Annotated in this window: 11 protein-coding genes; 1 reads left to right on the forward strand and 10 read right to left on the reverse strand. The window is 56.0% G+C overall.

Annotated elements, in window-relative coordinates:
- On the reverse strand, positions 1 to 169 hold a 169-nt coding region (locus IT585_07790; GenBank protein ID MCC6963137.1), incomplete at its 3' end, for a hypothetical protein.
- Between the two features lie 346 nt (positions 170 to 515).
- On the reverse strand, positions 516 to 2,207 hold the full coding sequence (locus tag IT585_07795) for a type II/IV secretion system protein (GenBank protein ID MCC6963138.1): 1,692 nt from the start codon (positions 2,205 to 2,207) through the stop codon (positions 516 to 518).
- Here IT585_07795 and IT585_07800 point away from each other — a divergent pair, their 5' ends adjacent.
- Positions 2,208 to 3,314 carry a type II secretion system F family protein gene (locus IT585_07800; protein ID MCC6963139.1) on the forward strand — a complete coding sequence of 369 codons (1,107 nt, stop codon included), beginning with the start codon at positions 2,208 to 2,210 and terminating at the stop codon, positions 3,312 to 3,314. It abuts the gene before it with no gap.
- A gap of 6 nt (positions 3,315 to 3,320) precedes the next feature.
- Here the strand turns inward: IT585_07800 and IT585_07805 are convergent, their stop codons facing one another.
- The 8 genes from IT585_07805 to IT585_07840 all read right to left on the reverse strand — a co-directional run.
- On the reverse strand, positions 3,321 to 3,764 hold the full coding sequence (locus IT585_07805; GenBank protein ID MCC6963140.1) for a prepilin-type N-terminal cleavage/methylation domain-containing protein: 444 nt from the start codon (positions 3,762 to 3,764) through the stop codon (positions 3,321 to 3,323).
- A gap of 472 nt (positions 3,765 to 4,236) precedes the next feature.
- Positions 4,237 to 4,638: a hypothetical protein gene (locus tag IT585_07810; protein ID MCC6963141.1), complete on the reverse strand. Its 402-nt coding sequence runs from the start codon at positions 4,636 to 4,638 to the stop codon at positions 4,237 to 4,239.
- Entirely contained in the window at positions 4,631 to 5,824 is a 1,194-nt protein-coding gene (locus tag IT585_07815) for a hypothetical protein (protein ID MCC6963142.1), read from the reverse strand. The genes IT585_07810 and IT585_07815 overlap by 8 nt, the downstream gene beginning before the upstream one ends.
- A gap of 172 nt (positions 5,825 to 5,996) precedes the next feature.
- A complete protein-coding gene (locus IT585_07820) occupies positions 5,997 to 6,473 on the reverse strand; it encodes a hypothetical protein (GenBank protein ID MCC6963143.1) in 477 nt (158 codons plus the stop codon).
- An 8-nt stretch (positions 6,474 to 6,481) separates the two neighbouring features.
- Positions 6,482 to 7,018, reverse strand: coding sequence for a hypothetical protein (locus tag IT585_07825; GenBank protein MCC6963144.1), 537 nt, complete (start codon positions 7,016 to 7,018; stop codon positions 6,482 to 6,484).
- Entirely contained in the window at positions 7,008 to 8,249 is a 1,242-nt protein-coding gene (locus IT585_07830) for a hypothetical protein (protein MCC6963145.1), read from the reverse strand. The genes IT585_07825 and IT585_07830 overlap by 11 nt, the downstream gene beginning before the upstream one ends.
- Positions 8,250 to 8,335: 86 nt before the next feature.
- Positions 8,336 to 10,000: a type II and III secretion system protein gene (locus tag IT585_07835; GenBank protein MCC6963146.1), complete on the reverse strand. Its 1,665-nt coding sequence runs from the start codon at positions 9,998 to 10,000 to the stop codon at positions 8,336 to 8,338.
- 603 nt (positions 10,001 to 10,603) lie between these two features.
- Positions 10,604 to 10,965 (reverse strand): OPT/YSL family transporter (locus tag IT585_07840; GenBank protein ID MCC6963147.1); only part of this gene is annotated, 362 nt, incomplete at its 5' end.

Below are 10,965 nucleotides of genomic sequence, written 5' to 3' on the forward strand. Positions count from 1 at the left end.
GCGCCTGCGCCGCCCGGGCGGCGGCCTCCTGCACTTGCTCGCCGGCAATCCGCACCATCGGCGCCCGCTCCCGGGCCATCTGCGCCGCCTCTTCAAGCGATAACGGCGCACCCATAGCCGTCGCCACCACTGCTACAAACATCAGGATCAAGACAAATCGAAATTTCATAGAAACCCTATCATAAACCGTTCTTTCCCCATTAGATATCTATGCTGCGCAAATGATTCCGGAAAATTAAACAAAAGTTCTGCCGTAACCCGCTGGTGTCTACCGGGTCGACATTCCTCAGCATCGAGACTTCTATGTAGATTAGTGAAGTAGTTGCGGAATGAACAGGGGAATGCGGTTAACTCGACCCAATCCCAAACAGCGTGTGAGCCGAAGCGAACTTCGACCGCCAACTAGGACTCCATCGGCAGCTCAAGGCCTGGCTCTTGACCGACATTTGGGAATCACCGACAAACTGGCCTGCTATGCGCTTCTTGTTCAGCACCGTCCTCCACAAGACCCGCACTCAAGAAAGAATCCGCACGAGTTCTGCGATCGAGCTCTGTCCGCTCAAGACAGCCGCCACAGCGGCATCCCCAAGCAACGGAACGGCGGTCCGATCACCGATCAGCATCGCCGGTGGCTTGTTCCCATCGCATATGTAGAGATCGCGATCTTGGTTGGCAACGGGAAGCAACTCAAATATTCCTAATCTTCCATAGTACCCCGTTGAGGAGCAGTACCCACACCCCCGCCCTGCCTTGAAAATGGGTCCGTCACACGCTGCCGCCACACCTGAAATGGTTCTCAGCGACTGCTCGGCGCCCGTATCCAGAATTCGGCACGACCTGCACAACTTGCGCATCAATCGCTGCGCGACAATAAGCGAAACCGACGAAGCCACGAGATAAGGTTCCACGCCGAGGTCGGTCAATCGAGTAACAGTCGCAGCAGCAGTATTTGTGTGCACCGTACTCAACACCAAATGGCCGGTCAGGGCAGCGCGCAGCGCGACTTGAGCAGTTTCCAGATCGCGAATCTCGCCAACCATGATGATGTCCGGATCCTGCCGTAGGAATGCCCGCAAGGCATTCGCAAAATCATAGCCGATCTCTGGTTTGACCTGCGATTGCGTAATACCCGGGAGTTCGTACTCGATCGGATCTTCGATGGTCATGATATTGACTCCGGGCCGCGCCAGATGCGCGAGTGCCGAGTACAACGTTGTCGTCTTTCCCGAACCCGTCGGTCCGGTGACCAGAATCATCCCCTGCGGTCGCTCCAGATGTCCGAGAAAAAGTTCAAGTTGCTCAGCCGGCATGCCCAATTGATGTACGCTGAGAACCTGCTCTGCCACATTGAGCAGTCGCAGAACCAGCTTCTCGCTCCCGCGCGTCGGAACTGACGATACCCGAATATCGAGGAGGGCGTTATGACTCTTCATCGTGATCCGCCCATCCTGTGGTTTTCGCCTTTCGGCAATATCCATTCCGGCCATGAGCTTGATCCGCGAAATGATCTGCGGCTGTTCGTCTCGCGCAAGCGGCTGCATCGTCTGCAGCACCCCGTCAATGCGATACCGGACTGTGAGTCCCCGGTCGGTTGGCTCAAGATGGATATCAGACGACCGCATCTGGACAGCGCGGCTGATGATCGCGTCAACTTGATGCGTTATTCCCCCGGCTTCTGCCCCCTGGTCCCCGCTGTCGGATTGATACTCGAATTGCGGCCCCTCGCGAAAGACCGATTCGATTGTCGGCGCAGCACTCGGATAATGAGTGTCGATGAGCCGAGGTAACTCATCGGCAGCTATCGGAATCCGGGTGATAGTATGACCTGTCACGAACATCAGATCGGCCAAGTCATTGGCGGAAAGCAGCCTGGGGCTCAACACGTGCAGTTCGTCATTTGCTATTCGCAACGGGATGACTCGGTACTTGATCGCCAGCGCGCGCGAAAACAGTTGAAGTGCGCTGCTCTCTGGATTATACTTGCTCATAATTGAAGTTTTGATCCTTGCACAGGATAGCAAGTGTGGGCCCGCCATGCAGACTTGCTGATTGTTGATTGACCTGTTCTGATCAAGGGTAATGACTGGTTCATCGCGACACCAAAGGGACGCCAATTGAAAAAGTTCGACTACAAAGCTGTGGCTGCATCCGGTGAAACAACTTGCGGGCAGCGACTCGCCAAGTCCCCAGAACTCCTCCGTCAGCAATTGAGCACCGAGGGACTCCTTGTCTTAGAACTCTCACCAGCCGCAAGTCTGCCGGCCGGGGCAAGTCTTGCACACCGCGAGTACAGCCAGGTTGTCAAGTTCACGCGCCAGCTGGCGGCGATGTTGCGTTCGGGGATGCGCCTGGATGCCGCTCTGCACGTTCTGTTGCGCCAAGATCACTCCCACCGCTGGCATCGCTTGTTGACTTCTATTGCGGCCGGCCTCCAGGAAGGGCGCATGCTTGCCGACGCCTTGGCCGAGCATCCTCAAGTGTTCAACCCCGTCTACATCAACCTTGTGCGCTCCGGCGAAACGGCCGGTGACCTGCCCGGAGTGCTAACCCGTCTGGCGCGATCGCTTGACTCCACGGACCGCATCAAGCGGAAATTGCGAGCAGCACTCGCCTACCCCATCGTGATTCTCGCAATCGCTGTCATCGTCCTCTTCATTCTGCTTGCGTACATCGTGCCGGTCTTCAAAGAGATGTTCATGAGCTTTCAGTCGGAATTGCCTCCGCTCACTGAGATTGTCGTCGGACTGTCTGATGCTCTGACTCAGTATCCGACCTATGTTCTTGGTGCCCTGGGCATCTTCGCCATCACAGGCATCCTGCTCGTGCGATCAAACTGGGCATCTCAGGTTGCCTCCAACGTGCCGCTGCTGATACCCGGCTTGCACTCGATCGTCATCAAGAGTGAGACCGCCAATTTCGCGCGCACTGTGGCAACGTTGCTCGATGGTGGCGTAGCGCTGCATGAGGCTATGCCGCTCGCAGCCGCCACGGTACGCAGCGAACGACTCCGGTCTGAATTGGGAAGTGCCACTCACCTGATCGCATCGGGTGGCCAGCTCCATGACGCCTGGCGAAACAGCACAATCGTCCCGCCAATGTTGACCGAAATGGCCGCCGTCGGAGAGGAGACTGGCACGCTGAGCCGCATGTTTGACACCCTCGCAGACTACTACAGCGAGGAACTCGAAACGATCATTCCGTCCATAACCGCCATCCTCGAACCGCTCCTCATCGTCCTCGTCGGCATTGTGGTCGCCGCAATTCTGATTTCGATGTACTTGCCGCTGTTCGAATTGATCGGCCAACTTGGTTAACCCGACTCACTCCACAGCATCGTTGACTACGATTCTGAGTTCACCGGTCTGATCGATTGTCCATTGGTCGACCGCCGGGTCATCATCAAGATTTGTCGCCGTCGCGGTGGCTGTGAACTGATTCCGGTCACCTCGGATTTCGTACTCATATCGCGCTTGTGGCATGATCTCCACACCGAGCGGCGCGAACGCCCGGGGATTAGCCGCCGATGCCTTGCTTCCCAGCGCCGGAATCCAATACGAATCATGCTCAAATCGATAAGTCTGCTGCATCGTGTAAATCTGTCTCAGAATTTGTTTGGCCTCTACCTGTTTCGCACGGGCAGTTGCGCCGACAAACCGCGGAATCGCCAACCCGGTCAAAATCCCGATAATGACCAACACAATCAGGATCTCGATCAGCGTAAACCCGCGAGTTTTCCGGTGACTAATTATTGAACTCAGGTTCATGAGGTATTTCTCCTACTCGACTTGAATCTTGCTGTATGGTCTGATCGGAATCGACATGCTCTGAGATGTAAGGTCCTCAAGAGTCAAAACCAGGTTCAACGTCGGAATTCGCCGACCCCCAGGAACGCTATCCGATGACTGGCGCCTCCTCGCTTGGTCGCTACCCTCGATGCGCATCGCCGTCGTTCGGCATCTCGAATCAAGTAGCGCGACACCATTTCGTTCAATGGTGCCCTCACGGATCGTGTACTCAACTGCCTCTCCGTCGATAAGCAATCGCAACCGGACTGAATCAGCCTGCAGGATTGAATCGGCACGGAAGATGTCACTGCGCAATCTGGTTGTCAGAGTAACCGCCGATTGCTCCAGGAGCATCTGCGCGGTCCAACGCCGGATGCTTCGATTTACCGCCAGATCGGCGTGAAGCACTAAACCAAGCAAGAGCGACGCTAGCACAATCGCGACGAGGACTTCAACGATTGCCGAACCGGAAGACGTCTTTACTCTGACCAATGTATCTGATCGCATGGAAACTCCCTACCGTATCGTCGCTCGCGAGCCGTAAGACAACCAGCCGCAAGCATTCACGAAAGTGCTCCGACTGAACGCTGGAAACTACGCGATAGCGCACTCCGTCCACGGTAACGATCTCTTCGCCGGCAAGCCGGCTGCCGTCTGAATAGAACGATGCGAGACGTGCATCTGCAATCCCTGCGGCGCGCAACTGATCGGCGCCGCTCGCATGAATCATTATGGAACCCAATAGCGTAAACATGAGCAAGAACACGCCCGCGAACATGACGGCAGCCACCAGTACCTCTACCAATGTGAAACCACCCGTATCCGTTTCCGTGCGTGCCAACAACTTAATCATTACGACCGCTCGAGTTCCTGAGGCCGATAGCTTTGGGCCACCATTGGCCTGGCATCATCAGCGGAAAGGTAAGATTCTCGTCTAGGTCATTGTATTGCACCTCGGCATCCACAATCCAGTTCAGGTAGATCGTCGGCGGCTCGACATGACTGAACAACCTGACCACTGCCGCCCCTTGAAGCTTCCCACTTAACTCCACCAATCCTTCCCACCAGATCAATCCCCGCACAACGCTTTTCGAGCCAATCCGCAGCAACCCTGCCTCTTCGTCAGCGCCTGCGCCCTTGGATGACACGCCATAAATGAAGACTGATTCACACAATTTCTGAGAAGTCACTTCAACAAGGCCCCTGTTCTTGTCCGCATGAGCTTCGCCGGAGAGCGCAATGAGACACGGTTTCTGAAGTCTTGCGCGCTCGTCAACCACCAGCGTATCGCGCACGATGATTTGCCCGCTGAAGGAGGCATCCGCTGTCAACTCAATTCGATCAGCGACGATGATGCACTCATTGAGTATTGCGCTTTGACCAATGCTGACTCGCTCTGCCTCGACCACAAGATTTATGAGCTTCCCACTACCAAGAACGCGGACACTGCGATCAGAGAAAAGCATCGTTCCGTGGCCGTCAATAACACTCTTGCCGGTCTCGATCTCGAGATCGGCTCGTGCGCGTTGATCATGATGGCTTCGCCCGCCATCGCTGTATAAGTCGCCCGCATCTCTGATCACGATTGAGACGTCCGTTACGTACGCGTTTAGTTTCCGCTGCTGCAGCAGACTCAGAAATTCGTCGAGTTGCGAACGATCGATGCGTGGCACGGCTGCGGCGGTGACGACAGTGATTTGTCCTTCCACCATTTCCCGGCCATTGAACACCCGTCCCGCAATCTCGCCGGCAGTAACTCCGGCCGGACCGAGTGCGACATTGCCTACAATCCGAGTTCCGCCCGAGACCACCAGCGGGTACGGCGGGCCGACCTGCGTAATCACGTTCTTGAATACTTCGGGCGGGCGCGCTCCAATCCGGGCTTCGAATGATCGCTCCAGCCGCCTGGTGCTTCCCGTGCTCCGCACCAAGACAAATACTCCCCAGGGTTCCACTGTGTAAGAGACCTGGCTGGTGGAATCAAGCCGCACGTTCCGGGCAAATGATCGCTCCGCTGGTTCCTCGGCTAGCCGCGCCATGGCGTCGTGTATTCCCGATTCGGCAAGGTAGGATGCTCTGACCTCGTCGACCAGCAGAGCACACCGCGCCTTCTGCCAGCTTCCGTGAATTAGTACGGCCGTTATCACGATCGCCAGGATCGCCAGCACCGCCAACACGGCCAGTAATACCGTCCCGGCCTCTCCGGCAACTCTATTTCTCGATCGTCCAGACAAGTCTTGGCCCTCGTGGTGCCTTCCATTGAATCTCATGCTGCGTAATCCGCTTGAGTATGAAGCCGTTGAGTGTATCGCCCGGACAGAGCAGGCTGGTCCGATGCGTCAGTGAGTCAAACACAACGACGTACGGATTCTTCGCCGTCCAGACGTGCCCGAGCCATGAGGCCCGGATTGAACGAACCGGCGCTGCAGCTGGCGTAGGCCCTGCCACCCTAGTCTCACGCAACTGCTTCCGCTGCGGTACTTCAAACGGATCGCGCGCACCGGCGATGTAGACAAAATCATCATCACCCGCTTCCTCGGTCGACGCCGCTGTCCAATGAGATACCTTTGGTGCCTCAAAAGTTCTCCGACGGGCGACACCCTCCGGCACCAGCAGAAACAGGTTTCGCAGCCAAACGCCAACTAACGCAAGCGCCAGAACAATCAGCAATACTCGCTTCAGCAACACTTACGACCTTACCCTCCTTGAGCCGCGCCCACAACGAAGACGCACCTCAACTTGCCAGTGGAGGCCCCGACCCGCTCCATAGCAAGTGACTCAACCTGTAACTGCGGATTGGAGCCGTACAATCGCGAGAGTATGATCGCATGTTGGTCGTATGTCCCCTCGGTCATGATTCTGAAGCTCGTTGTGGACATTGACGTTCGGTCTGATGACTGAAGTCGGTCGTAGCTGATAATGCTGACGCCAGCCTCTCCACACGATTCCCTGATCTGCTTCAGAATCGTCGTCCCAGCGGCGTCACTCATGATCCGAGCACTCAAAGAGTCGATCGTCGCCTTAAGTCTTGCCTGTCGCTGTCGCTCCAGATCCAATTCCGCCAACACCGCTCTTGGATCGGAATCGACCTTTCCAAAGAGCCGTGACAGCCGCGAAGCGGCAACTGGCACCCAGCTTACTGACACCAGCGTGAGTGCCATTAACAGTGCTGCTGCCAGCCCGAACTGCCATACCCAGAAACGGTTTTGCCGCCACCAGACCTTACTTAGCATCGCTAAAACTCCCGGTCATTTCGAACCGAAATACAACGGCTTGCGCCAATGCGCCGTGCTCCGCCTGAGCCGAATACTCTGACCGAGACACGCGCTCGAGCGTCACCGATTCGATTCCTGGACTTTGGCAAAGCGCCGCTGCAAACGCTTGTGGTTCCTTCTCCTCCCGCGAGTATCCGCTCAGCGAGAAAACAACCTCTTTACTTCTAGCATCAGATTGCAGTTGCAATGACCCCAGCCAGCAAATGGCGGGAGTTGCCCGGGCGACGATGGAGAGCAGTCGCGGCAGATCAACCCGGACGGACCGCATAGCGGCAAGTCGCTCTACGGACTCCTCAAGTCCTGCGTTCTCAGCTTCAGTCTCGTCAAGAGCACGATAGGTCTCCTGAAGGCGCAGGTGCTCCTGTGCGTTCCCCGACACCAGTTGAGTTGCCCACAGACCAGTCACCACAATCACGATCACCAGAAGCAGAAAGCTCATCACCTTGATGGCCTGGGACAGATCTCGGGTTGCCAACGCACGTGGTAGCCCGAATTGCGGCAAGAAATCCAGACAGGCAAATCCCTGCCTGTGTCTGCTCGATCCCCTGCGAATGCAGTTCGCGTATTTCCGAAAAATCGCAGCAGTATGCCCGCATGACTCTCGGTCGGAAGACTCTTTTGGCAACTCGACCTGGAAAGTACGAGCCTTGCCTTCTTCCCCGACACGATACTGGCCAAGCACGAATCGAACAGCATCGCATTCTGCGTTCGTAGACTCTTCGAACTCTTTCAGGACGAACAACGCCGCGGGCACGATGCTGTCGATCGCTATGCCGTTGTCTTGAAGCGTGGTCAGCAGCCTGCGCAATTCCGACTTGTGGCCGAATACCGCAACCAACTGCCCATCTCTGACTGCATGATGGACCATTGCCAGATCCCGACGATTGCCCGGTGGCGAGATCTCAGACAAGTGCGCCGCCAACCAGGTTTCCGGCTTCTCGGCACCAATGGCGACCATTTTCACAGCAACTACAGGTGGATGCAGAATCACAGTTGCTGGCTGACCCCAATAGCCCAATCTGCGCAACTCCGCGCGAAGAGTTTTTTCCTCAATTGCGACCTTGTTGCTGACATTTGTACGACGCCGTCTCGTCTTCCCCACTTTCCAGATCGCACACGTCCGTCCCTGGGTCTCGATCAGATAGCTACTGCCGATGCCAAAGTACCGCAACCAGGCAGGTCGTCGCATGCACGAAGGCCTTCGCGCAGTCACGTCCACATTGATTTCCGCAGCAATTCCTCGCTTCCGAGAGTCCGTCACGCCCCGCATCGTAATCACCTCTTGTCGTACTCACTGATATCGACTGACCCCTCCGATCCGTAGTAGATCTTCGGCGTCAAGAAGATCATCAACTCGGCTTCGGTCGCAGACCGCCGCCGATTCTGAAACAAACGCCCTAGAATCGGTATTTCTCCCAGCAACGGAAACTTGTCGATCACCACGTTCTCAAGCGTCTGTATCATGCCGCCCAGCACGATCGTCTCGCCGTCCCGCAGCCGCACCCGTGAGTGCAGAGTCCGATGGTTGATCGTCGGTGGCACCTCCGGGTCGAATTGTCCCTGCGGCGTGTTGAATTCCGGGGCGATGTCGACGATGATCTCCTGCATTGCCGTCACCCAGGGCGTCACCTTCAACGTAACATCCGCCTTGATCGACTCGAACCGCTGCGAAACCTGGGAAGTGTAGTTCGCGTTGCCGCCGTTGTAGACGGTCTCCGTCTTGAGCAAATAGTATTGAGTCGTACCAATACTTATCGCAGCTTCATGTCCGTTCAAGGCCGCAATTGTCGGCCGCGAGCGAATGTTTGCTTTGCCCTCTTGCGATAACGCCCGCAGGCGTATGTAGAAATCGTCCGAAAGATGCCCGATGTTGGTCACGCCCATCCGCAACGCCAAGTCTTGCAGCTTCTCATCCGCCTTCTTGCCCGCCGAATACAACTGAATCTCCGGATAGTACGATTCATTGCCCGCCCCAGGCTGGGACTGACCTCTGTTGTTGGCGATAATCGAAAACTCGCGCAGATGACTCGTTGAGAAATCTACAACCAGTGCCTCGATCAGGATCTGCGCCGGCGCGAAGTCCACCGACTTGGTAAACTGCTCCAGCTCCTTGATCGTGCTGTATGCCCCCGTTGCCAGAAACCCGTTCTGACCCGGCATGACGGAAATCGCAAGTTTGGCTGCTATCGCTGTCGGCACGAGCTTGAGCAAATCGTCGGCGACCAAATGCTGTAGTGCAATGAACTTGCTGGTGCGCATCTCCTCCATTTTCGCTGAGCCAAACTGATAGACTCCATCCTCCTCTTTGAACGTGTACTCGGTTCCCCTGAGAACAAGTGTCAGCAGATCATCCGTCGCGACGCCGATGCCCTTTACCGTCACTGTCCCGGCGAGCGTTCCGTAGAGTACCGTCGGCAGATTGCACTTCTGCACAATATCCTCAACGAGTCGTTGCAAGTCGGCCTGGCGAACTTCAAGCGTGATCAGACCGCTGTCGCAACGCACGTCGTAACTGGCTGCCCGGCGTACTGAATTTGTCTCTTGCAGCCGGTCGACATAGTAGATGCCGTCCCTTTCTGTCAGCAGGTATCCGTTGGCGGACATCAGCGCCTCCAGTGCTAGCTCCAACGGCACGTTTTTGAGTTTGCCGGTCAGCCACCCCGTCACACCCTGCTCGATGACCATGTTGCGGCCGGTCGAGTCGACTAGCGCCCTAACCGCCAACGTGAGCGGCAACGAGTCAAATTCGGCTGATAGCTGGCCGTCTTGAAATTGGATTTCGTATGGAAAACGCTCGGCTTCGCTCGGCGGGTAGATCTTCAGAATATTGTCCTCGATCGCCCAACGCAGTTGCTTTTCCTTGACGATAAACCGAATCGCATCGCTCAGAGCGACATCAGTGAGGTAGACTGTGATGGTGCCGGACACCTCGGGACTCACCCAAATGTTTACTCCATACGGTCGGCATAAAGCCGCGAGTGCGTCGCTAGTAGCAACTTCTTTGAAATCAAGCTCCGGAATTGTGCGATTGGAAAGCAGCCCTTTGAGCAGATCGGCAGTCGATAGGGAGTCTCCGGTTGAATGACTGAAATCAGCAGTCTCCTGAGTCTGCGGGAGAAGCTCGGACTGGATCAGAATCAAGAATATTCCAAAAAAACAACTGTGGGGAAGGAGCCTAGCCATAGAACACCTTTTGTTCGAATTGTCTCGCGTTGAAATTAAGTCAGGGAACGTCGATTGGTCAAGGGATTTTCACAAGCGAATCAAAATCAGCGTTTTCGGCAGAGCTGATCTATGTGCCCACTCTCAATATGGCACCATCTGCAAGTCACCCGTGAGCCCGTGGCTCTCGCAATGACACATGGGCCTCGTTCAAACTCCGCGATATCCATTGAACATCTATAGTCACCCCTCTTTGAACGTATCGCAATTCAAATACTGACTGACAGATTCTGTCAGTCAGTATTCACAAGTGTACTCAAATCGACTCGGGCTGCAGCCTTAGTCGTGGCCGCATCCTTAAGAAGAGCCGGTCTATGTCCATCACGAAGCTGCCTCGCTTGAACCATTGCGCTTCCGCGTCGCAATCACGTACAGGAACACCCCCATCGCCGCAAACGGCACCAGCGTCCACAGATCGCTGCCGGCCCAGGCACCCAGCCAGTGCGATTTGTCGAAGATCGTCTCCCAACCGAGGATATAGAAAATCGCCTGCGTCAATCCCGCAATCGCACCGCCGGCAATCAACCCGCTCGCCAGCAGCACGCCGGGTGAGAATTCCGCCTCCGAACTGCTCGCATTCTTGTTCCGCCGATCCACCAGCCAGCGAATGATGCCGCCGATAAAGATCGGTGTCGATGTCGAAATCGGCAGATACAGCCCCACCGCAAACGGCAGCGACGACA

The organism is Candidatus Zixiibacteriota bacterium, assembly GCA_020853795.1.
GTDB lineage: Bacteria > Zixibacteria > MSB-5A5 > CAIYYT01 > CAIYYT01 > JADJGC01.

Excerpts from the sequence above, each read along its gene's own strand:
- IT585_07805 (MCC6963140.1), bottom strand. The coding sequence starts at position 3,764 with ATGAACCTGAGTTCAATAATTAGTCACCGGAAAACTCGCGGGTTTACG.
- IT585_07810 (MCC6963141.1), bottom strand. The coding sequence starts at position 4,638 with ATGATTAAGTTGTTGGCACGCACGGAAACGGATACGGGTGGTTTCACA.
- IT585_07815 (MCC6963142.1), bottom strand. The coding sequence starts at position 5,824 with ATGGCGCGGCTAGCCGAGGAACCAGCGGAGCGATCATTTGCCCGGAAC.
- IT585_07825 (MCC6963144.1), bottom strand. The coding sequence starts at position 7,018 with ATGCTAAGTAAGGTCTGGTGGCGGCAAAACCGTTTCTGGGTATGGCAG.
- IT585_07830 (MCC6963145.1), bottom strand. The coding sequence starts at position 8,249 with ATGCGACGACCTGCCTGGTTGCGGTACTTTGGCATCGGCAGTAGCTAT.